We start from the raw sequence: 25,920 nt of genomic DNA on the forward strand, positions 1-25,920 counted from the left end.
TGCCCTAGCCCGCGCCCGCTTCTGCGCCGCGCGCCCCGTATTCGATGCGGATGCGCACCCACTCACCGACCTGCGGCTTGCCGTTGACCCGGGGCGGCAGCACCTGGAACTGCCACGCGGCATTGAGCACTGCCCGGCCAAAGCCCGACCCGCGCGGCGATTCACCCAAAATCTGGCAGTTCTCCACCCGGTAGCGCTCGATCGTCTGGCAGGCGATCATGCCCCAGCCCGAGCGAGGCGAATTTGCCGGCAGGTAGCCGCCCAGCTGCGCATCGGTCGGCTCGCGATACCATGCCGCATTGTAGAGCGTCGCCCCGCCCGGCCCCTCGCCCGGTCCGTAAGTCGAACCGCTGCTACCGCCGCCCGAAGGACTGCCGCTACCCGACGATTTCATCGCTCCGATATCGGCGGCGGCCATGTCGGCGCGCGATACCTTCAGGAAAGAGAATGCGGGCTTTTCAGGAGCCGTGGTCGGCTTTTCCACCGGCGTGACCGGCGTCTCGACCCGTACTTCCTGCTGCGGAGTCTTTTCCTCGGTCTTCTTTTCGGCCTGTTTCGTCTTCTCGGGGGATTTCGCGCCGCTGTCGGCGTCTTCACCCTCGATGTTGAAGGTGACCGGGTTGCTGGCCTTCTTCTTCAGCTCCGGCGCCACGGCGGTCTGGTAGATCGCTATGAGCAGGGCAATGATGATGATCGCCGCCGAAAGCAGCGAAGAGATCAGACGTTGGCGCGGCGACCCGGACTGATATCCGGAAACGTCCCGATCGGCGAAGGAAGGCATGGCGCGCCTCAATATGCGAGCCGCGCTCACACGGCAATTGCAGCTTTGTTGCAGACTGTCGCAAACCGGGCGGGTCCGGCGAAGATGCCCCCGACCCCGCCTGCCCGACCTGTCGAACCTTCAGTACCTGCGGGCGACCGCGAACTCGACTGCTTCGGCCATGGCAGTGCGCGCCTCGCCTGCCGGGAAACCGGCGATGGCATCGATCGCACGCTGGGCATAGAGCCGCGCGCGTTCGCGGGTGGCCTCTACGCAGCCGTGGCGGTTGATGAGTTCCACCGCGTGGGCAAGATCTTCGTCCTCGGTCCGGAAGCCGGCGATGGCGTCCTCCCAGAACTTGCGCTCCTCGGCGTTGCCGCGCGCGTAGGCGAGGATCACCGGCAGGGTCATCTTGCCCTCGCGGAAGTCGTCGCCCTTGTCCTTGCCCGATTCGGTGACTTCCGAATCGTAGTCGATCGCATCGTCCACCAGCTGGAACGCGATGCCCAGGTTGCGACCATAGGCGTCGAGCGCCAGTTCCTCCGCCTCGCTCTTCTCCGCGACGATGGCGGAAATGCGGGTGGCGGCGGCAAACAGCGCGGCGGTCTTGGAACCGATGATCTTGAGGTAGTGATCCTCGCTCGTCTCGATCCGGCGCTGGGCGGTCAGCTGGTCCACCTCGCCCTCGGCGATGATCGAGCTGGCCTTGGAAAAGACCTTGAGCACCTTGAGGCTGCCGTCCTCGACCATCAGTTCGAAGGCGCGGGTGAACAGGAAGTCGCCCACCAGCACCGTCGCCGGATTGCCGAACACGATATTGGCCGCGGCCTTGCCCCGGCGCATGTCCGAACCATCGACGACGTCATCATGCAGCAGGGTGGCGGTGTGCAGGAATTCGACGGCTGCGGCCAGCTTGTGGTGCCGGGTGCCCTGATAGCCGCACAGTTCCGCCGCCGCGACCATCAGCATCGGGCGCATCCGCTTGCCGCCCCCCGCGATCAGATGTCCCGCGAGCGCCGGTATGAGCGGAATTTCGCTCTGCATGCGGTCGAGAATGACGGAGTTGACGCTGTTCATGCCCGGCGCGGTCAGCGCCAGCATGGGAGCGAGGGAGGGCTGCTGCCTGCGCGTCTGCAGGGGGACGACATCTGCACTCATCGCTGGGCGCTTTGGGGCGAAGCTGCGGCCAACGCAAGCGCAAACGGTATCAAACGGTGTCGTTACCCGACTGGAAGAGGCGAAAAAGCCGTGCTAGCGCGCTTGGCGATGACTCAGGAAACCTCTCAGACTGTCGGAACCGTGGACCCGGTCCTCGCCGGCTTCCGCTCCAGCATCGACAATATCGACGCGGCGCTGATCCACATGCTCGCCGAACGCTTCCGGATCACCAAGGCGGTGGGCGAATACAAGGCGAAGACGGACCTGCCCGCGTCCGACCCCGGCCGCGAGGAACGCCAGATAGCCCGCCTGCGCAAACTGGCCGAAGACGCGAATCTGGACCCGGATTTCGGAGAGAAGTTCATCCGTTTCGTGATCGACGAAGTGATCCACCATCACGAACGGGCGAAGAACGAAGTTTGATGGGGACGGGCGACCCGTTCTAGTTGCGCCCGGCGGAAGGATTTCCCGTTCGGCAATGCGCGCCTTGATCGGGCTTCCCTTCCGGGCAGCCCTTCCACCATCCGCCGCGCCGGCGGTGCCTCCCCGAAACAGGATCGGGGAGGAAATACCTGGCTTATTGTTCCACCAGCGCCTGCAGGCGCGCCATCAGCGTCTGGATGCGGGTGGCTGCTTCGGTGAAAGTGGCAACGTCGTCGCGGTTGCCGTTGCCGCGCGCTTCCTTGGCGGATTCGAGGTAGCCCTCAAGGTCCACTTCCAGCGCGTCTACCAGCATTTCGATCTCGTCCGAAGTCAGCGGGACGTTGATGGGATTGCTCATGAATGCTCCTCAGGTCAGATATGCGCCGCAGATAGTTACCCTGCCTACGACCGCAACCGTGGCGCGACAGCTTACCCCGGAAAAATGTCAGGTGAACGCCAGTCAGGCGAAAGCCCATCAGGCAAAGGCTCTCGGAAGCTTCAGCTTCACCAGCAATCCGCCCAGATCCTCGCTCTCGTCCAGTTCCACCGTGCCGCCGTAGATTTCGACCACGTCGCGCACGATCGCGAGGCCAAGGCCGGTGCCGGGCTTGCCGGTGTCGAGCCGCGCGCCGCGATCGAAGATTCGGATGCGCTCTGCCTCGGGGATGCCCAGACCGTCATCCTCGACCCAGATTTCGCAGAAGCGCTCATTGCGCGCCGCATCGACGGTGACGAAGACGCTGCCGCCGCCGTACTTTGCCGCGTTCTCAATGAGGTTGCCCAGCATCTCCTCCAGATCCTGCTTCTCCATGGCGACGGTGACGTCATGGTTGCCATCGAGGTCGAAGCGGGCCTTGTCGTAGAGCCGCTCCACCGCGCGCAGCACCGCTTCCAGGCTGGGCCAGACTTCGGCGCGGGACTGCCCCACGGCACGGCGCCCCACGGCGCGGGCGCGGGCGAGGTGATGGTCCACCTGCCGCCGCATCACCGCCGCTTCGCGGATCACGGTATCGGCAAGGTCGGGCGCCTGCGCAGTGGCCGCGTTCATCACCACCGTCAGCGGCGTCTTCAGCGCATGGGCGAGGTTGCCGGCATGGGTGCGCGCCTCTTCCGCCTGCCGCTCCGTATGCGAAAGCAGTGCGTTCAGTTCGTTCACCAGCGGCTCGACTTCGCGCGGGAGAGGGTCGTTGACGCGGCTGGCGCCTGTCGTGCGCAGCTTCTGGATCGCGCGGCGGACGTGGCGCAGCGGGAACAGGCCGTACCACGTCTGCATCGCTGCCATCAGCATCAGCCCGAAGCCCAGCGCCACGAAACTGTAGACCAGGATCGAGCGGATCATCTTGATCTGTTCGTTCAGATCCTTGCGGCTGGCGGCGACGGTGAACATCCACTTGGTGTCGCTGCCGGGCAGGATGATCGACCGCTCCATGACGCGCAGCGGTTCGTTCTCGAACTGGAAGCTGTCGTAGATATGGGTTTCGGCGTCGAAGTGGTTGTCGGGCACGTTCAGGCTGCGGTCCCACAGCGAACGAGAGGGCCAGTCTTCATGCCCCTTGGCGCGTATCTGGTAGTAGAGGCCGGAATTGGGCTCCAGAAAGCGCTGGTCGCCGAGCGGGCGGATGAAGAACACCTCCCCGTCCGGCCCGATCTCCGCCGAGCCGATCATCCCCGTCAGCATATAGCCCAACTGATCGTCGAAGTTGCGCGTGACGATGCCGGTTACGGTATGGTCGAGCGCCAGCCCCCCCGCGAGCAGGAGGAACGATATCCACCCCGCCGCGATCAGCATCATGCGCCGCGCAAGCGAACCCGTGCTGGCGGGCCGCCGCGCGGTCACATCCTGGGAGGCGGCCTCAGCCGCGGCCGGGTTCGGCGGGATCGTCGAGACTGTAGCCAAGGCCACGGATCGTCGTGATGACATCGGCACCCAGCTTCTTGCGGATGCGCGTGACGAAGACCTCGATCGTGTTCGAATCGCGGTCGAAATCCTGATCGTAGATGTGCTCGATCAGTTCGGTGCGGCTGACCACCTTGCCCTTGTGGTGCATCAGGTAGGACAGCAGCTTGTATTCCTGCGCCGTCAGCTTGACCGGTTCGCCGGACAGGGTGACGCGGCCCGAACGGGTGTCGAGGCGCACCGGCCCTGCCGTCAGTTCGCTGGAGGTATTGCCGGAAGCGCGGCGGATCAAAGCGCGCAGACGGGCGATCAGTTCCTCCGTCTGGAACGGCTTGGCGAGATAGTCGTCGGCACCGGCATCGAGACCGGCGACCTTGTCGGACCAGCTGTCGCGCGCGGTGAGGACCAGCACGGGGAACGTGCGCCCTTCGCGCCGCCACATGCCCAGTACGGTCAGGCCGTCGATCTCGGGCAGGCCGAGGTCGAGGATGACCGCGTCGTAGTCTTCGGTGGAGCCAAGGAAGTGCCCGTCCTCGCCATCGACCGAGAGATCGACCGCATAGCCGTTCTGCTCCAGCGTGGTCTTGAGCTGGTTGCCCAGGGTGGGCTCATCCTCGACGATCAGGATGCGCAATGGTCGGTCCTCCTAACATGAACGGAGCTGAGATGGGCCGAAAGGCTGTAACCGTCAAGCAACGGAAACCGCGTAAGTTCCCCGAATGTTGCCGGAGCGTTCCGCCCTGTCGCCTATCGCGACTGGCTGATGACGCGCCCGGTCCGGGCATCCACATCGACGAAATAGACCTTGCCGTTCTTGATGAACTTCAACCGGTACACCATCGCCGACGGATCGTATTCCGGGCCAAGGTACTGCATTCCGGCCATGCGCGGCAGGATGTCCTGCTCGATCTCGCGCGGGGGGAGGATGTTGCCGGCGCGGCGATCGCGGCGCAGTTCCCCCTGCTCGCCGCCCGAATTGGCATTGGCCGGGGTGGCTGAAAGAGCGGGAAGCACGGCCAGCGCCGCCAGAAGAAGAGAGGCAATCCTGTTCATCACGGCTTCGGTGCCTAAACTTGCGGCGTTGAACAAGTCCTGAATGTGGCGGGAAGGTAGCAGACAGGTTTCCGGTGTTGCGCGGGCGCAACGGCACGCTGGTCCCCTTCCCTTCCCCGCCACTCCCCTGTAGGGCGCGCGCCATGGCACTCGCACCGATCCTCAGCTGGGAAAACCTCGGCCTCGTCCAAGGCAATGGCTGGCTCTTCCAGGGCCTCGACATCAACATCGGTCCGCGCGACCGGCTGGCGCTGATCGGGCGCAACGGCGCAGGCAAGACCACGCTGCTCAAGCTGATCGCGGGGATCGTCGATGCCGACAAGGGCACCCGCTCGGTACAGCCCGGCACGCGCGTGGTAACGCTGGAGCAGGATCCGTTCTTCACCGGCTACGACACCCTGCTCGACTTCACCATCCACGGCGACGACGCTCCTGCCCAGCATGAGGTGGAGGCCATCGCCGACCAGCTCGGCATCGACCTTTCGCGCGAGGCGAAGAGCGCGTCGGGCGGTGAACGCCGCCGCGCCGCGCTGTGCCGCGCGCTGGCGATGGAGCCCGACCTGCTGCTGCTGGACGAGCCGACCAACCACCTCGACCTTGCCGCGATCGACTGGCTGGAATCCTGGCTCCAGCGCTACAACGGCGCCTTCGTGGTCATCAGCCACGACCGCACTTTCCTGACCCGGTTGACCAACGCCACGCTGTGGCTGGATCGGGGCGGCCTGCGCCGCAAGGACATCGGCTTCGGCGGCTATGAGGCGTGGGAAGAGGAAGTCTACGCCGAGGAAGCGCGCGCCGCCCAGAAACTGGACGCCAAGCTCAAGATCGAGGCGCACTGGCTGGAACGCGGCGTTACCGCGCGCCGCAAGCGCAACCAGGGCCGCCTTGCCAAGCTGTGGGAAATGCGCGCGGAACGCGCCGCCATGGTCGGCCCGCAAGGCGCTGCCAAGCTGGCGGTGGTCGCCAACGACAGCAAGACCAAGTCGGTGATCGTCGCCGAAAAGGTGACGAAGACCTTCGGAGACCGCACGGTCATCAAGGACTTTTCGCTCCGCATCCAGCGCGGTGACCGCATCGGCATCGTCGGCGCCAACGGTTCGGGCAAGACGACGCTGCTCAAGCTGCTGATGGGCGAAATGGAGCCCGATAAGGGCACCATCACCCGCGCCGCGACGATGGATGCGACGGTGATCGACCAGCAGCGCAGCCGCATGAACCCCGAAGCGCGCATCCGCGACGTTCTGGCCGAAGGCAGCGACTGGATCGACGTGCGCGGGGTCCGCAAGCACATCCAGGGCTATCTCAAGGACTTTCTGTTCGATCCGGGTCTGGTCGAAGCAAAGGTGGGGACGCTTTCCGGTGGCGAGCGTTCGCGCCTGCTGTTCGCGCGCGAATTCGCCACCACCTCAAGCCTGCTGGTGCTGGACGAGCCGACCAACGACCTCGATCTCGAAACGCTGGACCTGCTGCAGGAAGTCATCGCCGACTACGATGGTACCGTGCTGATCGTCAGCCACGACCGCGACTTCCTCGACCGCACGGTGAACATCACGCTGGGCCTCGACGGATCAGGGCACATTGACGTGATCGTCGGCGGCTATGCCGACTGGGAAGCCAAGCGCCGCGAACGCACCGTCGGCGCGGCGAAGAAGGCCAAGGCCGAAACCGCCGCAGCCGCTCCGCAGATGCCTGCGAAGAAAGCCAAGCTTTCGTACAAGGATCAGCGCGACTACGAACTGCTGCCCAAGCGGATCGAGGAACTTGAAGCCCTGATCGCGCGTGACGAAACGGCTCTCTCCGACCCGGCGCTGTACACCCGCGACCCGGCGAAGTTCGCCAGCCTGACCGACGCCATAGCGAGGGCGCGGTCTGAGAAGGACAGCGCCGAGGAACGCTGGTTGGAGCTGGCAGAGCAGGTCGAAGGCTGAGGGTTTTCGCATGTCGGACGCCATCGCTCTTGCCAAGTAGCGTCAATCGTAGGATAGGCTTACAAAAACCAGATCGGTTATAGGGGCATGCCATGATCAACCGCATCCGCGACATTCGTCGTCAGAAGAACATGACGCTGGCGGACGTCGCTCTCGCCTGCGATCCGCCGACGACGGCGCAGACCATCGGCAGGCTCGAAACCGGAATGCGCAACCTGTCGCTGGTGTGGATGAACCGTATCGCCGCCGCGCTGCAGGTGGAGCCGGAGACGCTGCTGCGCTCCGAAGGGGCGGAACCCGCACGCCTCGTCGCGACGCTGGGCACCAAGGGCGCCGAAGCCCTGCGCAAGCCCATTGATGCGGTGCTGCCCAACGACCTGTCGGCAGACGCGCCGTGGGTTGTGGTTTCGGTGGAAGGCGCCGTGGGCGAGTATCGCGAGGGCGATCAGCTTTGGCTGCGCCAGTACGCGCCCGAAGACGCCGCCGAACTGCTCAACCGCGATGTGCTGGCGCCGGTGCCGGGCGGGCGTTTCGCGTTCGGGCGGCTGACCGAGGCCAGCGCGCAAGTCGTCACCGTGCTGCCGCCTGCCAGCGGCAAAAGCCCGGTCAAGGTGGAACAACCCGCATGGCTGGCCGTTGCCGAGATGCTGGTCCGCAAGCTCTAGGATTTATGCGCGTCCTTTCCATCGCCACGCTGTTTCCCAACCCGGTGAAGCCCTCGTTCGGGGTTTTCGTCGGCAATCAGATGCGCGCGGTCGTGGCGCGGGGTGAAGTGGACCTGACCGTTGTCAGTCCCATCGGCATCCCGCCCTGGCCACTGTCGATGCGCGAGCCCTATGTCCGGCTGAAGGACGTGCCGGAGGTCAGCGATGTGGCGGGCCTCAGCGTCTACTATCCCAAATTCACCACGTATCCCAAGGTCGGCGGCGACACCAATCCTGGGCGCATCGCCCGGGCCGTGCTGCCGCTGGTCCGCAAGCTGCACCGGGAGAAGCCGTTCGATCTGGTCGATGCGCAGTTCTTCTTTCCCGATGGCCCGGCAGCGGCGATCGTGGCGCGCGAACTGGGCCTGCCGCTGACGATCAAGTCGCGCGGGGCGGACATCCATTTCTGGGGCCAGCGCCCCCACGCGCTGAAGCAGATGCTGGATGCGGCGAACGGTTCCGCCGGTCTGCTCGCCGTCAGCCAGGCCCTGCGCGAAGACATGATCACGCTGGGCATGCCCGCCGACCGCATCGAGATCCATTACACCGGCCTCGACCGGGAAAAGTTCCACCCGATCGAACGCGGCGCTGCACGGGCGCTGGTGTCCGCCATGCCCAACCTTGGCATCTGGTCCGAAGGTCCGCTGATCGTCACGCCCGGCGCACTGATCCCGCGCAAGGGACAGGCGCTGGTGATCGAGGCCCTGCCCCGCCTGCCTCAGGCGCGACTGGCGCTGGCGGGCGCTGGGGAGGATGAAACGAGGCTGCGTACGCTGGCAAAGCGGCTTGGCGTGGACGAGCGTGTGCAGTTCCTCGGCCTTGTCGATCATGAACTGCTACCGCATGTGCTGTGCGCGGCGGACGTGCTGGTGCTGCCTTCCGCAAGCGAAGGGCTGGCCAATGTCTGGGTCGAGGGACTGGCCTGCGGCACCCCCATCGTCATCCCCGACATCGGCGGTGCGCGCGAGATCGTCAGCGATGCCAGCGCCGGACGGATCGCCGCACGCACGCCCGATGCCATCGCCGCGGCGGTGGAGGATATTCTTGCCGACCCGCCCAGCCAGGCGCAGGTGGCCGAGCATGTCAGCCGCTTTTCCTGGGGCGTGAACGCGCAGAACATCGTCCGCTTCTGGAAGGGCGTACTGGGAGAGCGGGTGCCGGAACCGACCGAGCCCGAACTCGCCTAAATACCAGCGGTGCGGCGTCGATGCGCGCCCTATCCTCTTTTTCGCGAACCAGCGAGAGAGGACATTTCCATGCGCATCATAGTGGCCGGATGGCTGCGTTACGCAGGTGACGACAGGACCTGCGCCGAGATCATCACCACCGGCCGCGACTACATCCTCGCCGCGCGCGAGGAACGGGGCTGCGTGGCCTATACATGGGCCGTGGACCCGATCGATCCCGGTGTGATCCAGGTCTACGAGGAGTGGGAAAGCGAGCAGGATCTGCTGCGTCACTTCATCGACCCCGCATACGCCCAGATGCGCGACCACCTGGGCCAGTGGGAGATCACCGGCTTCGGCGTGCAGATGTACGGCGCCGGCAGCGTGGAGCCGGTGTATGGAGACGATGGCTGGCCGCGCAGGGAAATCTTCGGGGTGACGCTGGCCCAAGCCTGACCTGTCACCCCTCTGGCGGCAGCAGGAAGTCCATGGTGTAGCGTCTGGCCTTCCACCCTGCCGCCGTACGCACTACGTCGAAGTAATAGCGCCCCTGCACGGTGATGCCGCCGCCCGCCCTGTACCTGCCGATGCCGGTCACGTAGGCCCGCACCGATGCGCTGTCACCGTCATAGGCGGTGACGGCGAAGTTGCTGAGATAATGCGCCTGCGCCGCCATTGCCGCAAACGTGTCCGCGAAGAAGCGTTCGATCTCGGCGTGGCCGTTCAGGATCGGAAAGCCGATCCCCGACAAGTCGAACACCGCATCCTCGACGAAGACGGCACGGATGCCGTCGACGTCGAAGCTGTCCACCGCATGGGCGTAGGCGACGAGCAGATCCTCGATCGCCAGCCGGTCCTCGACGGGACATGCCGTCATTCGGGCGCGCCCTTCACGTAGTCGTTCAGCAGTTCGTGAAAGCGCTGGATGCGCTTTTCCTGGCCGGGCAAGATGCAGCCCTTGAAGCCGCGCGAATTGAGGCCCTGCTGCTGGCTGGTGCCGATCGACAGATCCTGATCCGCGACATAGCCCACCGACACGCCATCGCCATAGACCGAATGGCGCGCCACCGCGTCATGCTGGAGCGGCAGCATGCCCAGCGGCGTGAACACCTCCTTCATGCCTTCCACCGGCGGATAGAGGCACCAGTGCTGGAACACGCACTTTTCCGGGTCAGTCGGATGCGGTTCGGTGCGCAGAACCTGCAACTGTTCTGGGCTCATGGTAAGCGTAAGGTTGGGGAACAGCGTGCAGTGGAAGTAATCCACCAGCTGCTGATCGCTCATGTTGTCGTAGTTGGTATAGCCCCGGCCCGGCCCCAGACGGCGCTTGGCCTCTATGATGGCTTCGCGCAGATCGCCGGTGCGACCGTTGTATTCTTCCGGATCGATGCCCCATGCGCGCGCCGCTTCGCCCAGCGGAGCGGGCACTTCGGTGGTGTGATAATCGACGCGGGTGGTCGCCTGGTGCCCCTTCATCCACATAGAGTTATGGCCGGAGGGGTACATCTCGAACAGGGTATCGGGCAGCCCGTCGTTGATGAAGGTCGCCAGTTCCGGGTGGATCGTGGGGAGGTGATAGCTCTCGTTGAAGTTGTCGCGGATGATCTTCCAGTTGAAATCCGCGTCGGCAGAGACGTTGAGCACGCGCACCCAGTTGTCGATGCCATAGCCCTTCAGTCGCTCCGGGAACGGCGAGAGCCACTCGTGCAGCGGGGCAACATCATCGTCCATGCACCAGAACACGAAAGGCCCCCACGTTTCGCAACGTAGCTCGGAGAGATGGACCTTGCCGCAGGGGCTACCACCCTCGAAGTCGTCGGGATCCTGAACTTTGGCCAGCGTCCCGTCGAGGTCGAAGGTCCAGTTGTGATACCCGCACACGATGCGTGGAACACTGGCCATTTCACCCAGCACCAGCCGGTTTCCGCGATGCGGGCAGGAATTGTAGAACGCCTTGATGGAATTGTCTTCCTGGCGGACCATGATGACCGATTCCTTGGCGAAATTGTGCCGGATGATGTCCCCCGGCTCCTCCAGTTCCGCCAGCAGACCGCCAAGGTGCCAGACCTTGGGCCACAGGTTCTTCATCTCGCCGTCCATCCACTCTTTCGAGATGTAGCGGTCGGCGGTGATGGGATCGCCGCGCACCGGCGGATCGAACTCCTGCGAATAGCGCGACACTCTGGTCTGGACGTTCATGGCTGGAAGGTTCCTCTCGATTATCGTTGTCAGGTCTGGCTCGGATCGGCGCCCTTGCGGCCCCCGCGCGGGGCGGCAGGATTGGCGGCGAAGAAGTCGAGCGTGCCGGGATCGTCCTTTACCCAGTCGGTCACCAGAACCCGGCTGACGATGCGCCAGTCGCCATTGCGGCAGGCATATGCATCCAGATAGCGGCCCGAAATGAACAGGTCGCGCACCCCGCCGTCTGCCGACGGCACCGAATGCCAGGCCTGGAAGTACCACTCAGCGCGGGCCGTCTGGCCTGTCACCTCGATGCGGGACTGGCCCAGCAGGTGGTGCGTGGCGTTCATGTCGGCCAGAAAGCCCTGCGCGAAGGCCACGAAGTCGTCGGCTCCGCCCTTCATCAGCCCGCAGTCGATCACGGCATCGTCGTGAAACGCGCTGCGCTGGAGTTCGAGATCGAGCCGGTCCAGCCCGCGCATGTAGCGCGCGGCCGCGTCCGCGATGTCGCGCCGGGCGGCAAGATCACGCACTTGCGCCTCAAGGTCGAAGCCGGCGGCAGCGGGAGTCGGGGTCAGCGCATCCAGCGGACCACCCTCCGGACGGATTGCACGCGGGTGCCTTGCATGCCGTTCACTCTCCCGTTCCCGGCCACGGCGCGTCTGTTTCTGCGCACCTTGTGACCATGATGTACAGCGCCCGGCACATAAACCGACTCAACTGCCGGTTTTTTATGCTACGCCCTGTGACACAGGCCTACCTGCGACTTTAGTCAGGTTCAACGCAGCCTCTTCGTGGCGCAGGACGACAGGGTCAGAACACGCGAGGAAGCATGAAGGCGCAGGCCTTGCAGGACCGGATGCTCAGTGCGCTCATGCCAGAACTGCACGCGCGCCTGCCTGACAGCGGCGCGCCCGGCAAATGGCAGCAGCGCAAGAGCGCCCTGATGCGCGACCGGCTGGTGAGCGCCGCCATCGACTGCCTCGTCAACGGCGGCTATGCTGGCCTCACCACGGCGGCGGTGGCGGCGGCGTGTGATGTGTCGCGCGGGGCCATGCACCATCATTTCCAGACCCGCATGGAACTGGTTTCCGCCGTCGTCGACCATGTCGTCTACCACCGGATGCGCACCTTCCTCGCCGACTACTTCGACACCGTCGCACGGCGGACGGACGAACCGATGATAGAACTGGCCTGCGATGCGCACTGGCGCTCGGTCCAGACGCGGGACTATGCGGCGTGGCTGGAACTGGCGCTGGCTGCGCGGACCGACCCTGAACTGGCGACGATCTTCGAGCCTGCCGCACGCCGCTACGACGCGGTGTGGACCAGCGAAATGATCGAGGCTTTCCCCCAATGGCGCGACGATTGGGAAAACCTGAAGCTGGCGCACGATTTCACCAGCGCCATGCACGCCGGGATGCTGCTGCATCAGCCGATCTTCGCCAGCGCAGAGCGGATCGACCGCCTGCGCCGCTTCGCCGCTCGCACCATGCAGCGGCTGAGCGAGCAAGGGCGCGAGTGAGCGCTTCTCTCAAAAGTTACAGCTGTCCCCATCGCACTGCGTCTTCCAGACTGGCATGACTAATCGGGCAGAACCGGGCAACTTCCAGGAAAGGCACCTCTGATGGCGACAGTAGCAATAACCGGCGCGGCGCGCGGCATCGCGTATGAACTGGTGAAGCAGCATGCACAGCGCGGCGACCGTGTGCTGGCATTCCCGCGCGATCCCGCACAGGCCGACGCGCTGAACCGGCTGGCGGCAGAATCGAACGGGCTGGTCAGCATCCATGCGATGGACGTGGCGGACAACGCATCCGTTGCCGCAGCCACAGCCGCGACCGGAAACGAGCCCATCGACATCCTCTACAACGTTGCAGGCGTCATCGGCAGATCGGAGCCGCAACTGGACGGCGTCGACTGGGCCGACTTCGACAATTCGATCGAGATCATGCTGAAGGGCCCGCTTCGGGTGTTATCGGCGTTTCTGCCACGCCTTGGCAGCGGGTCCAAGGTGATCAACTTCTCCAGCCAGATCGGCGCCTCTACCTGGCCTTACGGCGGCTTCTGGTCCTATGCGGCCGTCAAGGGCGGGCTGAACCGCCTGATGCGCTCGGTGGCGTTCGACCTGAAGGACCGTGGCATCATCGTCGGCATCATCCATCCGGGCTACGTTCAGACCGACATGGGCGGCGCCGGTGCCGACATCGCGCCACAAGACAGCGCGGCCTCGATCATCCAGCTGACGGACGGCTGGACGATCGAGGAAACCGGCGAGTTCTTCAAGTGGAACGGCGAGCGTCACCCCTGGTAGGCCAGTGGAGGACGCCACGCCGCTCGTTCAGACGTCCAACTGCTCCAGCATCTGCGTGCTGGCGGCGGTGAGATGGCTCATGACCTGCGCGTGATTGCCCTGCGCCTCGGCATGGCGCAGCGGCTTCACGCGCTCCACCAGGATCTCCTCGGGCGTAGGATCCTGCGCAAACAGGGCGATGACCTCGTCCGCGAACTCTTCCAGCGGCTGGTACCCTTCGCGGGTGCTCTGGCCGGGGGTAAGGTCGGTCTGCACCGCCGGCGGGGCCAGTTCGATGACTTCGACGCGCCCCCGCAGCATCTCGCGCAGCGACTGCGTGTAGCTGTGCATCGCCGCCTTGGTGGCACTGTAGGTGGCGGTTCCCGGCAGCGGCACGAACGCCAGGCCGGACGTCACGTTGACGATCGCCCCGCCCTGCTCCGCCAGATGCCCGACCAGCGCGTCGATCAGCCGGATCGGACCCAGCAGGTTGGTGGTGATCTGCGCCTCGGCATCGGCAAGGTCGCGGGCTCGGTCGAGCCGCTCGTACCGCATGATCCCGGCATTGTTCACCAGCACGTTGAGCGCCGGGAAGCGTTCCAGCACCGTCGCCGCGAAGGCCGCCACGCCGCCCGCGCTTTCCACGTCGAGGGTGACGGCATGCATGTTTTCCCGCCCCGCGCAGGCCGCTTCAAGAGCATCGAGCCGTCGCCCGGCGACGATCACAACATTGCCCTGATCGTGGAACCGCTGCGCCAGCGCGGCACCGATGCCGGATCCGCCGCCAGTGACGAGGATCGTGTTGCCGGTCGTTTTCATGAAGACACTCCTTGGTTGACGCCTGCCGATGTAGCGCTTCACATTCTCTCGGGTAGAAGGCACCTGAAAGATTGATACTTACCCCAAAGAGAGCGATCTGCGATGGCCACCCGTGCACCAAACCCGGCCCCCACCCTTCCCTGCGACGAAATCGATCCGCGCGTGGAGGCGCTCGTTACCGAACTCATAGGCCGCGTGGCCGACAAGTGGACGATGATCCTGCTCGAACTGCTGGAGGACCATGGCCAGTTGCGCTTTACGCAGATTGCCCGCCTCGTCCCCGACATCAGCCAGAAGATGCTGACGCAGACCCTGCGCCGCATGGAACGAGACGGCATGCTGACGCGCACCGTCCATCCCGTGGTGCCACCACGCGTGGACTACGCCCTCACCCCGCTGGGAGCCAGCCTTGGCGAAGCGTTCTGCGGCGTGTGGATGTGGGCGGCGGCAAACCTGGAGCGGGTGCAGTCGGCACGCGACGACTTCGACGCGCGTTGACCCTCAGCGCATGCCCGACGTGGCGGCGCGTGCCGCAAGCGGGCCATTCGCCGACGACGAATCCGGCGCTGCCACTTGCGCCATCAGCACCGCCCCCAAGAACGAGAGGGTTGCCGCCACCAGAATCGTCCTTGCCACCGAAAGCCCCCAAGTTTCAGGATTTCTCTAAGTATAAACCCCAAGCTGCTTTGCGGGCAAAGAAAAAGGCCGCCGTAAGCGGCGACCTTCCTCTGAATTACCAAGAATTAATCGCGGCAATCAGCCGACGATCTCTTCCGGCTTGAAGAAGTAGGCGATCTCGATCGCCGCGTTCTCTTCCGAGTCCGAACCGTGGACCGAGTTTGCCTCGATCGATTCGGCCAGTTCCTTGCGGATGGTGCCGGCATCGGCGTTCTCGGGGTTGGTGGCGCCCATGATGTCACGGTTGCGCTTCACGGCGTCTTCGCCTTCCAGAACCTGCACGACCACCGGGCCGGAGATCATGAACGAGACGAGGTCGTTGAAGAACGGACGCTCGGCATGGACGGCGTAAAAGCCCTCGGCCTGCTCCTTGGTCATCTGGATGCGCTTGGAGGCGACGACGCGCAGGCCGGCTTCCTCAAGCATCCGGGTCACGGCGCCAGTCAGGTTGCGGCGGGTGGCGTCGGGCTTGATGATCGAGAAGGTACGGGTGACCGCCATGGGAATGTTCCTTGCGAAAGGGCGTTATCGTTGCGCGCGCCCCTAGCCGGGAACGCGCCGGATCGCAAGGAGCGGGTTTGCAGCCGCCCTGCATCATGAAGAGTCATCATGGCACCGCCGCGAGTTTCGCAACCGCACTTGCAAACGCCGCTGCACCAAATGCGCTCACATCGCGGTAATCGGGACATTTACCGGGTTTGCACGGCCTTCCTCTCCATAGTCACCCCTTGCCCTGCGCAGACGAATCGCTAGAGGGGTCCACAAGCGGCTCATGCCGCAATGCAAGATCACGGGGATTCTACCATGGCGACCTTCACCCTCCCGGCGAACAGCAAGATCGGCAAGCGGGGCAACGTCCACAAGGCCGAGGGCGCCACCAAGGTCAAGAAGTTCACCGTCTATCGCTACGACCCGGATTCGGGCGAGAACCCGCGCTACGACCAGTTCGAGATCGACCTCGACCAGTGCGGCCCCATGGTCCTCGACGCGATCATCAAGATCAAGAACGAGATCGACCCCTCGCTGACGTTCCGCCGCTCGTGCCGCGAAGGCATTTGCGGCTCGTGCGCGATGAACATGAACGGCAAGAACGGCCTGGCCTGCACCACCGCGATCGAGGATCTGAAGGGTGACATCCGCATCACCCCGCTGCCGCACATGGACGTGATCAAGGATCTGGTCCCCGATTTCACGCATTTCTACGCTCAGTACGCCTCGATCCGGCCCTGGCTGCAGACGGTGTCCACCACTCCGTCGGGCAAGGAGCGCCTGCAGAGCCCCGAGCAGCGCGAAAAGCTGGACGGCCTGTACGAGTGCATCCTGTGCGCGTGCTGCTCCACCTCCTGCCCCAGCTACTGGTGGAACTCCGACAAGTTCCTCGGCCCGGCGATCCTGCTGCAGGCCTACCGCTGGCTGGCCGACAGCCGTGACGAGATGACTGGCGAGCGCCTGGACGAGCTGGAGGATCCCTTCCGTCTTTACCGCTGCCACACCATCATGAACTGCGCCAACGTCTGCCCCAAGGGCCTGTCGCCTGCACGCGCCATCGCCGAAATCAAGAAGATGCAGGCAGAGCGCCAGGTCTGATCCGGGCCTGATCCGGCAGGACTGCGTCAACATGGTGCAGGGCATGTTCGTCCATGAGCCGGACCCGGAGTTTCCGGGCTGGCACAGCTGGACGCTGAACGAAGGTCGGCGCTTCAACTCGCACGGGCTGGGACGCATGATCGTCCGGCCCGAGGGAGAGCGCGGCGCCCGCGTCCGCCTTGTCGACGTCAATGTGCAGCACAGCAACGTACTTGACGCGGTTCACGGCGGCGTCACCCTGGCGCTGATCGACACGGGCATGTTCGCCACCGCCTTCGTGGTTCTGGGCCCCGAAGCGATCGGCGGCGTCACACTTGAACTGAGCAACCAGTTCATCGGTGCCGGCCGCCTGGGCGAACCGCTCGATGTCGTGGGCGAAGTGATGAAGGAAACCCATCGCCTGGTCTTTGTGCGCGGCACGGTCGAACAGGGCGATCATCTCGTCGCCAGTTTCATGGGCACCCTGCGCAAGCCGGGCGCGCCACGATGAGCGCCATGCTCGAACGATACGAGACGCTGGTCGCCACAGGCGAACTGCGCTCCGATCCCGAGCAGGCAGCTGCAGCCGAGCGGCTGAACCGCCTCCAGCGCGAATTCTACAAGGCGGGCTCCTCGACCGGCCTGTTCGGCAAGCTGCTGGGCAAGAAGGCCGCGGCACCGCGCGGGATCTACATGTGGGGCGGCGTCGGGCGGGGCAAGTCGATGCTGATGGACCTGTTCGTCCACACGCTCGACATCGCCGAAAAGCGCCGTGTGCACTTCCACGCCTTCATGCTCGAAGTGCATGCCCTGCTGCGTGAGGAACGCAAGAAGGAGACCGGCGATCCGATTCCGCCGGTGGCCGCAACCCTCGCCCGCGGCATGCGCTGCCTTGCCTTCGACGAAATGGTGGTGAACAACTCCGCCGACGCGATGATCATGAGCCGCCTGTTCACGCACCTGATCGTGAACGAAGGCGTGACGATCGTGACCACTTCGAACCGCGCTCCGTCCGAACTCTACAAGGACGGCCTCAACCGAGAGCATTTCCTCCCCTTCATCAGCCTGATCGAAGAGCAGTTGGACGTGCTGACGCTAAACGGCCCTACGGACTACCGGATGCAGCGCCTGGGCGGGATGGACACTTGGCACCAGCCGTTGGGAGAAACCGCGACCGAAGCGGCGCGTGAAGCTTTCTACCGCCTGACCGACTATCCGCCCGAAGACGCCGAACACGTTCCGTCCGCCGATCTCGACGTCGGCGGCGGGCGCCTGCTCCACGTCCCCAAGAGCCTCAAAGGCGTGGGCGTATTCAGCTTCAAGCGCCTCTGCGGCGAAGCGCGCGGCGCGGCGGACTACCTGGCGATCGCCCGTGCCTATCACACCGTGATCCTGGTAGGCATCCCGAAGATGGGCCCGGACCGCCGCAATGAGGCCGCCCGATTCGTCACGCTGATTGACGCCCTTTATGAACACCGCGTCAAACTGATCGCCGCTGCCGATGCTGCCCCCGAGGATCTGTATCAGGCTGGGACCGGGCGTTTCGAATTCGACCGCACCATCAGCCGTCTTAACGAGATGCAGAGCGCCGACTATCTGGCGCTTGGCCACGGCGAAGACTAACTAAGTTAGTCACGCGTTAATACAAAGGTTAACGGGTCTCGAATCGGGAGGCCGTCGGCTTGCCTACCGTCGCACTTGTCAGGCGGCGTTGAGGTAAGTTGAAAAAGTGCCCCGCCGCTCGCCCAAGGAGCTTACGTAGGAGGCCACTTTGGCGATCTCCACACGAAGCTCGAAAATCACGGAAATCAGACAAAGAAAAAGCGCTTTCCAAAAGACAGGAGTTCTTCTGGAAAGCGCTTCGTTTCTTTGCAGTGGCTCAGGTTATCAAACCTGAACTAGCGCAACAGAGTCTCTATCAGAGACCGTTGCCCCACCAACCACCGCCCCAGAGGTCCTTGTTCATCATTATTCCCCATGTGAACGACCGCACACATGCGGTCGACCTCATGGATAATAGTTAGTTAACAAGTCATCAAGAATTTTTTAACCAATGAGCCGGGCCCTTCTTCCGGACACGAAGTCCAGAAAATCCCGAAATGGGACAGGCCGGCTGACATGATAGCCCTGCACCAAGTCGCAGTGCAGCCCTGAGAGCATTTCGAGAACCTTTGCGGTTTCCACCCCTTCAGCCACCACGACGCGGTCCAGCGAGTGCGCCATCTCGATGATGGATTGCACGAGCAACAGGTCTTCCTTGCTGCCTTCCATCGACGAAACGAAGGTCTTGTCGATCTTCACCTCGCTTGCGGGCAGGTACCGCAGGTAGTCAATGGTCGCGTTCCCGGTGCCGAAATCGTCGATCGACAAACGAAGGCCGGACTGCACCAGGCGTTGCAACATCTGGAATGTCTTGGAACTGCGATCGAGGCGGTCGGTCTCAGTAATCTCAAGGATCAAACGATTGGGCGACAATCCATGGGCTGAAAGAATTTCTGCGATCATCCCGGGAAGCCCCGGATTGCGCAGCAGCTGGGCAGAGATGTTGACGGACATCGTCATCTCATAGCCGTGACGCTCCAGTTCGACTGCTACGCGCACCGCGTCATTGATGACGAAGCGCGTGATACGCTCGATACGGTGGAATTCCTCTGCGATGCGGATGAACTTGTCCGGGCTGATCGGCCCGCGCTCCGGATGGGTCCAGCGGACAAGCGCCTCCGCGCCGCTGATGCGGTTGGAGCGCAGATCCAGCTTTGGCTGGTAGGCGACCCACACTTCGCCATTGTCTATCGCACGATCGAGCGAGGTGAGCAGCGAGATTTCCCACTGCGCCTCATGCTTGCGGTCGTCGTTCTGATAGACGAGTTCGTCGTTGCGCACCGCTTCCTCTGCCGCCTGCATGGCACTGGCGACGCGTCCGGACAGCGGACGGTCAAAATCGGAATCGACGCCACAGTTGAAAGACAGGTCGATGTCGATCCCGCCAACCTGGATCCCGTTCTGAACGATCCTGTGCAGCCCTTCGAGATTCTCGAAAAGATCGAAGGTGCTGCGGATCGACGAAAGCCACACGAACATGCCGCCTTCGTGGTAGATAAGAACGCTTTCGTCGCTGATGCGGATACGCCGGACGATCTCTTTCGCCAGTTGCCCCTCCACATGCTCGGCAAAGCTGCCGATGATGCCGCCATAATTGCGGATCTTCAGCGCTACGAGGATGCGGGTCGAAAGGTCAGGTGAATTGCGCAGCGCCTGAACGCTAGGCAGGCCTGACCCTGCATTGGTTTCGCCCGCTTCCTCCACTCTGTCGAGGTTGCGCATGCGAATGACGGCGACCAGCGCTACAGAAAAGGCCGGGATAATCTCAACCTGCACGTTGGCATAAGCTAAGAGGAATGGCACGGCACCGACCACCGCGACGAGGCCCGAAAAACGATAGACGTCAAGAACTCGTCCCCGGCCTAACCCAGACGCAATCACCACCAGCACGAGCAGAAATGCCGGGAACCAACCGTAATCGCGGGGCGTGCCTAACCGCAGAGTGTCGGCGCCTATGGCCTGAAAGTAACCGCCGGGGGCATTGATGCGCTGACCGGGGATCGAATGAATGTCGTTCAGGGTCACGGCTGCCGGGACAATAAGCACATCGCGACCGCGAACCAGTGAACGATCGAAATGCCCCCGTAGCACGTCAATGTAGCTCAACGACGGATACGAACCGACAGCGATCGAAAAATCGGGAAAGAACAATTCGTCCGGCTCTCCGGCCACCCCTGCGATTGCGGCGGCGATCGACGGAATCTTTCCTATTGGGCTGTCTGACGCATATGGCAGCTGGACGTTCTGGTTCAGCGGGCGATGGCGGACGATCATCGATGCGACCGCCGCGTGATCCCTGTAGGCCGCGAGCGGCACCTTCCCCGCGTAGTTACCGCGGCGGCCTTCAGCGTCCAGACCTGCACCAAGCACCACTTGTCCAGGATGAGCCTTCAGTGCGGCAATGAACTTGGCATCGTCTACAGCACTGCCGGGCATCGCGAAGGAACGCGTAAAGAAAATGCGCTTGGCACCCGCCGAAAAAAGCTGATTTATGGTATCGGCGTCATTGCCATGAGAGATGTCATTGGCGCCTAGCTGGATCAGGGTCTGTGTATCCTGCTGGACAACAGCGATCGTACCGCTGGCTTCCTGCGTGCGGGACATCCAGCGGACATTGCGCAGGTAATCCTCCAACGGCAGCCCCAGGCCGCTGATGCCCATGGCCAAGCCGGTCAGCGCCGCCCAGAACACGATCCGGACGCGCGGCTTCTTCCAGAAATCGCGGATTTGCCCCCAGGCCCCTGTCATGTCGCCTCTCCTGGGCAAGCGCAGACACGGTGCGGGACACAGGTCTTCGACGCGGGGATAATCCGCTCCGAATACCGGCAATGGCGACCGTGTCTGTTCATTCATGCCCTGCGAAAGAGGCTTCGATGCGCATGGACTAAGACAAAGGTACTAAGAATCCGTGTAGTTAATCGCAGGCGCTGTCACCCACCGGGTTTGCACAGGGAATGGCAGAAAAACGGCGCTTTAACTGATACCTAACCCGGTAAACGCCTTGTCAAGCATCAGCATCTGCCACAACAAGCGCGAATTATCTGCGGTTCCGGCAACGTGCGCATCCACCAGCGACAGCATCCGCCGCTGATCGAACCACCCTGTCCGCGACAGGGCCGCACCGCCCGCGATCTCGCGCGCGGTCTGCGCCAGCGGGCCGCGGAACCACTGCGCGATCGGCGTCACGAAGCCCTGCTTGGGGCGATAGAGCACATCGTCCGGCAGATAGCGGCGCATCGCGCGCTTCATCAGCCATTTGCCCTGCCCGCCCTGCACGCGCATTCGTTCCGGCAGGCTGGCGGCGAATTCGATCAGCCGGTGATCCAGCAGCGGCTCGCGCGCTTCAAGACTGACCGCCATGCTGGTGCGATCGACCTTGGTTAGGATGTCACCGGGAAGCCAGACCTTCAGATCCGCGTATTGCGCGCGGTCAAGCCCGGAACGTGCGGGAGCATCCCGCATCCGCGCGAGCACGGGATCCTCTGCCCTGTACTCACCGCGCAGGCGCAGGAACTCGTGGGAATAAAGGCCGTCGCGCTGCTCCGGCGCAAGATAGGCCATCGACCGGGCATAGCCGCTGGCCGAATCGCCTGCGAGCGACAGCAGCGTGGACTTTGCCCGCAATGGACGCGGTGCCCAGTCGGCCTTGGGATAAGCGCGGCCCAGCGTGCCGAACACCGGTCCGCGCAGCGCCTGGGGCAGCAGGGCACGCACCTTGTCCTCGCCGGCCTGGAACACATGGCGGCGATAACCGGCAAGCGCTTCGTCCGCGCCGTCACCGGAAAGCGCGACAGTCACCGATTCGCGCGCGAGCTGGCACACCCGCCATGTAGGCAGGGCAGAGGCGTCCGCGAACGGCTCGTCGAACATGGCGGCCAGCGTGTCCACGGCCGCGAAATCGTCAGGCGATACCATGCGTGCGGCGTGGTTGGTCCCGAACAGCCGGGCGACCTTGCCAGCATAGGCGCTCTCGTCCAGCGCGGCGACGTCGAAGCCGATGGAGCAGGTCTGGACCGGATGCCCGCTGGCTTCGGCCATGAATGCGACGACGATGGAACTGTCGACCCCGCCGGAAAGAAACGCGCCCAGCGGCACGTCCGCCACCATGCGCGACGATACCGCCTGTCGCATCAGGTGGAGGAGTTCGGCTTCCAGATCGGCAGGCTTGCCCTTGCGCCGGTCTGCGAAGGAAACATCCCACCACTGCGACGGGCGCGGCAGGGGCGCGCCGTGACGCAGCAGCAGCGAATGACCGGCGGGCAGCTTGCACACGCCTTTCAGGATGGCGCGATCGTCGGGGACATAACCCCAGGTGAGGTAATCCTCCACCGCCAGCGGATCGATCTCGCGCCGCAGCAGCGGATGCGCGGTCAGGGTCTTCAGTTCGGAACCGAATGCCACGCTGCCGTCGCTGAGCTGCGCGTAATAAAGCGGCTTCACGCCCAGCCGATCGCGCGCAAGGAACAGCGTGCGGGCATCGACGTCGTAGATGGCGAAGGCGAACATGCCGTGCAGTCGGGTCACGCATCCTGGCCCCCATCGCCGCCATGCCGCAAGGATGACCTCGCTGTCGCCGTCAGTGCGGAACTGCTCTCCCAGCATTGCCAGTTCGTGGCGCAGTTCGCGGAAGTTGTAGATCTCTCCGTTGAAGACCAGCATGGCGCGCCCATCGGGCGAAGCCATCGGCTGCGGCGATCCGGCAATGTCGATGATCGACAGGCGGCGATGCCCCAGCGCAACGCCGGGTGCGGTCCACACCCCGTGCCCGTCAGGCCCGCGGTGGGCGATCGCATCGCACATCGCCTCCACTCGGGCGGGATCGACCGGCTTGGGCGTTTCCAGATGATATATCCCGGCGATACCGCACATGCGAAGATGCCCTACCTGACCTGCGCGATACCGTCCATCCAGCCTTCGATCGGACCGGTGGACTGGCGGAAAGCGGCGATGGAGGCCTGAGCGACCCCGCGCGGCGCGTCTTCGGCGGACAGTATGAGCATGGTCGTGGGTTCGGCGCGGAACAGCAGGTGATCGGCGATAACCGCCAACTTGAGCCGCGCGTTGCTGCCACTCAGCAGTCCGCCCTGCCGGTACCAGGTCATGGCCACGCGCTCCACCCGGCCATTGCCGAGCAGACGCTCGCCCTTACCGCCGTCGAACGCCGGTGCAGTGGATTGCCACGACCACGGACTGTTCGGGATCAACGCGCCCTGACCGAAGCCGCCGGCCTCACGCCCCTCGCCCTGGCTGGCGTAGAGGGCGACGAAGACGTCCACTTCGTGGCCATGACGGTCCCGGTAACGACCCAGAAGCCGGTGATCGGCGCCCTCTGCGCGGGGTGCCCAGGCAATCGTCGGAGCATAGTCCACGCGGGTCCAGCCCGGTACGGCAGGAAGGTCGATCCGGTTCGGCATGGGCGCTTCGATGGTGTCTGCCGCGTAGGCCCAGCATTGCCCGGTGCCCAGCACCAGCACGAAGCCCGCCAGTGCCGCGCGGTGAGAAATGGAGAAGCGCTCCGCCCGGTCGATCCACGCCATGCGCCCGATCGCGGCAATGTCCACCGCCGGGCCATCCAGCGGGCGGTCGAAGAAACGCCAGGCGGAGGCGATCACCAGCGCCAGCACGATGGCGAAGAAGAACCAGCCGTAGATGATGTGGTCGATCCCTGCGGCGGCCTCTATGCCGAATATCTGCGCGGCGTAGATCGTCCCCCAGGCCCTGATGCCGTTCGCAAGGATCGGCACCACGACGCAGGCCACCAGCATCGCCACCCGGCGCGACCACCGCATGAAACAGACATTGGCCGCCAGCGTCCCGAAGGCGATCATCGCGATCAGGAACTTCACGCCCGAACAGGCTTCCGCCACTTCGAACAGGCCGGCGGGCGTGTCGATGAACACACCGTCGATCACCGCCTCGATGCCGCTCAGATGGGTAAGTGCGATGGTGATGTCGGCGGTGATCGTCTGCAGAACCTTGACCAGTTCCTCTCCCACCGGGACGAGGAAGGCGAGGTAGCACAGCGGAAACAGCAGCGCCGTGCTGACGCGGACACCCAGCAGCAGCGGCACGCAGGATCCCAGCATGGCAACCGCACCAGCCTGTCGTGCAAGGTCGAGGCCCGACATCGCGCCCAGCAGCCACAGGAAGCAGGCACCGCCCAGCAGCACCAGTCCGAGCCACCACGCAGCGGGCGCCAGCTGGCGCAGTTGCGGCCAGCGCTGCCACACCAGCCAGCCCACGATCAGCGGCACCAGCAGGATGTGGTTGTAGGTGGAAATATCCCACCACTGCCGCGCCATCGTCGCCCAGTCGGGAAGGAAGACGACAAACAGAGCCAGCCAGCCCCCCGCCAGCCGCAGCAGCGCCGCGCGCCACGCCGGCGTCAGCGCTTGCTGCCTGCGTGAAGCCAGAGCAACGCCGGTGTCGGCACCGGGCAAGTCAGACTGCATCGGTCATGCCTTCCCGTCTGTCTGCGGGACACCTGCCGAGATGTTCTGGCAGGCGCATCAGGGCGGCTTCCCAGCTTGCGTTGCCCAGAATCCATGCGCGGGCGGCCCGGCCGATCCCGGCTGCGGTTTCCGGCGCGTGTGCAATGTCGACAACTGCCTGCGCCATCGCCGCGTCGCTATCCCGGATAGCGAAATCGCGTCCATCCAGCGCCTCTATCCCGGTCGCAGCACCGGGGGAAAGCACCACGGGCAACGCCATCGCCATCGCTTCCAGCACCTTGTTCTGGACCCCGCGCGCGATCTCCAGCGGTACCAAGGCGACGTCGGCGGCAGCCAGCCAGGGGCGAATGTCGTCCACCCTGCCCCATACCTCGATGCCACCGCTGCCGGACCGAGCGGTGAGTGACGGCGACGGGTTGCGACCGACGATGTGCAGCGTCGCGTCCGGGCAGGTGCCCCGCACCAGCGGCATGATCCTGTCGATCGCGCGGGTCGCCGCCTCGATGTTGGGCGCGTAGTCCATCTGCCCCGTGAACACGATGCGCGGCCCCGCGTGCGCCAGCATGCGCGGTTCTGGCGCAACCCCTGCCGGGTCGAAGAACGCGGCGTCCAGACCGTTGCCCATCGCCCGAACGCGCGATCCGTGTTCGCCCACGCGCAGGCGCAGAAGGTCTGCCTCGGCGCGGCTGACCAGAAGCGTCACGTCGGCGCTGGCGCAGATGCGCGCTTCTTCGCGGTGCAGAAGGCGGGCTTCGCGGCGCTCCATCCACGACCGGAAGCCACGGCCACGGGCACCGTAAGCCTCGAACTTGGCGGAATCGACATCGACCAGATCGGCTACCACGCGACCCGCGAAATCGGCGGGCACGTACTGCGCCATCTGGCCGGAGAAGACGTAGATCGTGTCGATGGGATGCTCGGCGAGAACCCGGCGCACGTATTGTTCCAGAGCGCGGTCATGGAACGCTGCAAGGCTGAGCGGCTTGCCGGTCGCCAGCGCTTCCAGACCCGCCACCGGCAACGACTTGCTGCGGGTAATCAGCCGATAACTGGCCGCTACCTGCGCCATATCGCGCTCGAACGCGCGGTCCTGCGCATCGTCGCAGAACGTCGCGACATGGACGGGCGCCAGCGCGGCCAGTGCCTTGAGCACGTGATGTGAGCGGATCTTGTCGCCGCGATCCGGTGGGAAGGGGATGCGGTGGGACAGGAACAGGATTTCACCCATGGCGCGACTGCC

Annotated in this window: 27 protein-coding genes; 11 read left to right on the plus strand and 16 right to left on the minus strand. The window is 64.4% G+C overall.

Annotated elements, in window-relative coordinates:
- Positions 1-4: 4 nt before the first annotated feature.
- Entirely contained in the window at positions 5-781 is a 777-nt protein-coding gene (locus GGR40_RS04395) for an energy transducer TonB family protein (protein ID WP_429274956.1), read from the minus strand.
- A gap of 120 nt (positions 782-901) precedes the next feature.
- The gene (locus GGR40_RS04400; RefSeq protein ID WP_429274957.1) at positions 902-1,918 is read right to left on the minus strand and encodes a polyprenyl synthetase family protein; all 1,017 of its coding nucleotides are present in this window, start codon (positions 1,916-1,918) and stop codon (positions 902-904) included.
- Positions 1,919-2,026: 108 nt separating this feature from the next.
- On the opposite strand from GGR40_RS04400, the gene GGR40_RS04405 reads away from it, so the two are divergent.
- A complete protein-coding gene (locus tag GGR40_RS04405; RefSeq protein ID WP_429274958.1) occupies positions 2,027-2,341 on the plus strand; it encodes a chorismate mutase in 315 nt (104 codons plus the stop codon).
- Between the two features lie 154 nt (positions 2,342-2,495).
- Here the strand turns inward: GGR40_RS04405 and GGR40_RS04410 are convergent, their stop codons facing one another.
- The 4 genes from GGR40_RS04410 to GGR40_RS04425 form a co-directional block, all read right to left on the minus strand.
- Positions 2,496-2,699, minus strand: coding sequence for a hypothetical protein (locus tag GGR40_RS04410; protein WP_429274959.1), 204 nt, complete (start codon positions 2,697-2,699; stop codon positions 2,496-2,498).
- A gap of 117 nt (positions 2,700-2,816) precedes the next feature.
- Positions 2,817-4,133 (minus strand): sensor histidine kinase, encoded by a 1,317-nt coding sequence (locus GGR40_RS04415; RefSeq protein WP_429275223.1) that lies wholly within the window; start codon positions 4,131-4,133, stop codon positions 2,817-2,819.
- 61 nt (positions 4,134-4,194) lie between these two features.
- The gene (locus tag GGR40_RS04420) at positions 4,195-4,872 is read right to left on the minus strand and encodes a response regulator transcription factor (protein WP_429274960.1); all 678 of its coding nucleotides are present in this window, start codon (positions 4,870-4,872) and stop codon (positions 4,195-4,197) included.
- A 113-nt stretch (positions 4,873-4,985) separates the two neighbouring features.
- Positions 4,986-5,291, minus strand: a complete 306-nt coding sequence (locus GGR40_RS04425; RefSeq protein WP_429274961.1) for a PepSY domain-containing protein — start codon at positions 5,289-5,291, stop codon at positions 4,986-4,988.
- 143 nt (positions 5,292-5,434) lie between these two features.
- On the opposite strand from GGR40_RS04425, the gene GGR40_RS04430 reads away from it, so the two are divergent.
- From GGR40_RS04430 to GGR40_RS04445, 4 genes are all read left to right on the plus strand, one after another.
- Positions 5,435-7,219 (plus strand): ABC-F family ATP-binding cassette domain-containing protein, encoded by a 1,785-nt coding sequence (locus GGR40_RS04430; protein WP_429274962.1) that lies wholly within the window; start codon positions 5,435-5,437, stop codon positions 7,217-7,219.
- A gap of 92 nt (positions 7,220-7,311) precedes the next feature.
- On the plus strand, positions 7,312-7,884 hold the full coding sequence (locus GGR40_RS04435) for a helix-turn-helix domain-containing protein (RefSeq protein WP_429274963.1): 573 nt from the start codon (positions 7,312-7,314) through the stop codon (positions 7,882-7,884).
- Between the two features lie 5 nt (positions 7,885-7,889).
- On the plus strand, positions 7,890-9,110 hold the full coding sequence (locus GGR40_RS04440; RefSeq protein WP_429274964.1) for a glycosyltransferase: 1,221 nt from the start codon (positions 7,890-7,892) through the stop codon (positions 9,108-9,110).
- Positions 9,111-9,179: 69 nt separating this feature from the next.
- The gene (locus GGR40_RS04445; RefSeq protein ID WP_429274965.1) at positions 9,180-9,545 is read left to right on the plus strand and encodes a putative quinol monooxygenase; all 366 of its coding nucleotides are present in this window, start codon (positions 9,180-9,182) and stop codon (positions 9,543-9,545) included.
- A gap of 4 nt (positions 9,546-9,549) precedes the next feature.
- Here GGR40_RS04445 and GGR40_RS04450 read toward each other — a convergent pair whose 3' ends face one another.
- Genes GGR40_RS04450 through GGR40_RS04460 form a run of 3 tightly spaced genes read right to left on the minus strand, consistent with a single transcriptional unit; the run spans position 9,550 to position 11,803 of the window.
- A complete protein-coding gene (locus GGR40_RS04450) occupies positions 9,550-9,966 on the minus strand; it encodes a nuclear transport factor 2 family protein (RefSeq protein ID WP_429274966.1) in 417 nt (138 codons plus the stop codon).
- Positions 9,963-11,288 (minus strand): aromatic ring-hydroxylating oxygenase subunit alpha, encoded by a 1,326-nt coding sequence (locus tag GGR40_RS04455; RefSeq protein WP_429274967.1) that lies wholly within the window; start codon positions 11,286-11,288, stop codon positions 9,963-9,965. Before GGR40_RS04455 ends, GGR40_RS04450 begins: the two co-directional genes overlap by 4 nt.
- A 29-nt stretch (positions 11,289-11,317) precedes the next feature.
- Positions 11,318-11,803 (minus strand): nuclear transport factor 2 family protein, encoded by a 486-nt coding sequence (locus tag GGR40_RS04460; RefSeq protein ID WP_429274968.1) that lies wholly within the window; start codon positions 11,801-11,803, stop codon positions 11,318-11,320.
- Between the two features lie 299 nt (positions 11,804-12,102).
- Here GGR40_RS04460 and GGR40_RS04465 point away from each other — a divergent pair, with 299 nt between their 5' ends.
- The gene (locus GGR40_RS04465; protein WP_429274969.1) at positions 12,103-12,795 is read left to right on the plus strand and encodes a TetR/AcrR family transcriptional regulator; all 693 of its coding nucleotides are present in this window, start codon (positions 12,103-12,105) and stop codon (positions 12,793-12,795) included.
- A gap of 102 nt (positions 12,796-12,897) precedes the next feature.
- Positions 12,898-13,584, plus strand: a complete 687-nt coding sequence (locus GGR40_RS04470; RefSeq protein WP_429274970.1) for an SDR family NAD(P)-dependent oxidoreductase — start codon at positions 12,898-12,900, stop codon at positions 13,582-13,584.
- A 27-nt stretch (positions 13,585-13,611) separates the two neighbouring features.
- On the opposite strand, the gene GGR40_RS04475 is transcribed toward GGR40_RS04470, so the two are convergent.
- Positions 13,612-14,382: an SDR family oxidoreductase gene (locus GGR40_RS04475; RefSeq protein ID WP_429274971.1), complete on the minus strand. Its 771-nt coding sequence runs from the start codon at positions 14,380-14,382 to the stop codon at positions 13,612-13,614.
- A gap of 102 nt (positions 14,383-14,484) precedes the next feature.
- Between GGR40_RS04475 and GGR40_RS04480 the strand changes: the two genes are divergently transcribed.
- Entirely contained in the window at positions 14,485-14,880 is a 396-nt protein-coding gene (locus GGR40_RS04480) for a winged helix-turn-helix transcriptional regulator (RefSeq protein WP_429274972.1), read from the plus strand.
- Positions 14,881-14,883: 3 nt separating this feature from the next.
- Here GGR40_RS04480 and GGR40_RS04485 read toward each other — a convergent pair whose 3' ends face one another.
- On the minus strand, positions 14,884-15,018 hold the full coding sequence (locus GGR40_RS04485; protein WP_429274973.1) for a hypothetical protein: 135 nt from the start codon (positions 15,016-15,018) through the stop codon (positions 14,884-14,886).
- 120 nt (positions 15,019-15,138) lie between these two features.
- A complete protein-coding gene (gene ndk / locus GGR40_RS04490; protein WP_160985741.1) occupies positions 15,139-15,561 on the minus strand; it encodes a nucleoside-diphosphate kinase in 423 nt (140 codons plus the stop codon).
- Positions 15,562-15,864: 303 nt separating this feature from the next.
- Between ndk and GGR40_RS04495 the strand changes: the two genes are divergently transcribed.
- Genes GGR40_RS04495 through zapE form a run of 3 tightly spaced genes read left to right on the plus strand, consistent with a single transcriptional unit; the run spans position 15,865 to position 18,249 of the window.
- A complete protein-coding gene (locus tag GGR40_RS04495; RefSeq protein WP_429274974.1) occupies positions 15,865-16,647 on the plus strand; it encodes a succinate dehydrogenase iron-sulfur subunit in 783 nt (260 codons plus the stop codon).
- A gap of 31 nt (positions 16,648-16,678) precedes the next feature.
- The gene (locus GGR40_RS04500; RefSeq protein ID WP_429274975.1) at positions 16,679-17,137 is read left to right on the plus strand and encodes a PaaI family thioesterase; all 459 of its coding nucleotides are present in this window, start codon (positions 16,679-16,681) and stop codon (positions 17,135-17,137) included.
- Positions 17,134-18,249 (plus strand): cell division protein ZapE, encoded by a 1,116-nt coding sequence (zapE, locus tag GGR40_RS04505; protein ID WP_429274976.1) that lies wholly within the window; start codon positions 17,134-17,136, stop codon positions 18,247-18,249. Before GGR40_RS04500 ends, zapE begins: the two co-directional genes overlap by 4 nt.
- Positions 18,250-18,672: 423 nt before the next feature.
- Here the strand turns inward: zapE and GGR40_RS04510 are convergent, their stop codons facing one another.
- The 4 genes from GGR40_RS04510 to GGR40_RS04525 form a co-directional block, all read right to left on the minus strand.
- Positions 18,673-20,976 (minus strand): EAL domain-containing protein, encoded by a 2,304-nt coding sequence (locus GGR40_RS04510; RefSeq protein WP_429274977.1) that lies wholly within the window; start codon positions 20,974-20,976, stop codon positions 18,673-18,675.
- A 225-nt stretch (positions 20,977-21,201) separates the two neighbouring features.
- Complete coding sequence (locus GGR40_RS04515; protein ID WP_429274978.1) at positions 21,202-23,097, minus strand: XrtA/PEP-CTERM system amidotransferase; 1,896 nt, start codon at positions 23,095-23,097, stop codon at positions 21,202-21,204.
- An 11-nt stretch (positions 23,098-23,108) separates the two neighbouring features.
- Positions 23,109-24,680 carry an exosortase A gene (xrtA, locus tag GGR40_RS04520; RefSeq protein ID WP_429274979.1) on the minus strand — a complete coding sequence of 524 codons (1,572 nt, stop codon included), beginning with the start codon at positions 24,678-24,680 and terminating at the stop codon, positions 23,109-23,111.
- Positions 24,670-25,908: a TIGR03087 family PEP-CTERM/XrtA system glycosyltransferase gene (locus GGR40_RS04525; RefSeq protein WP_429274980.1), complete on the minus strand. Its 1,239-nt coding sequence runs from the start codon at positions 25,906-25,908 to the stop codon at positions 24,670-24,672. Before GGR40_RS04525 ends, xrtA begins: the two co-directional genes overlap by 11 nt.
- Between the last annotated feature and the right edge of the window lie 12 nt (positions 25,909-25,920).

This window comes from Novosphingobium gossypii, from assembly GCF_050433305.1.
Taxonomy (GTDB): domain Bacteria; phylum Pseudomonadota; class Alphaproteobacteria; order Sphingomonadales; family Sphingomonadaceae; genus Novosphingobium; species Novosphingobium gossypii.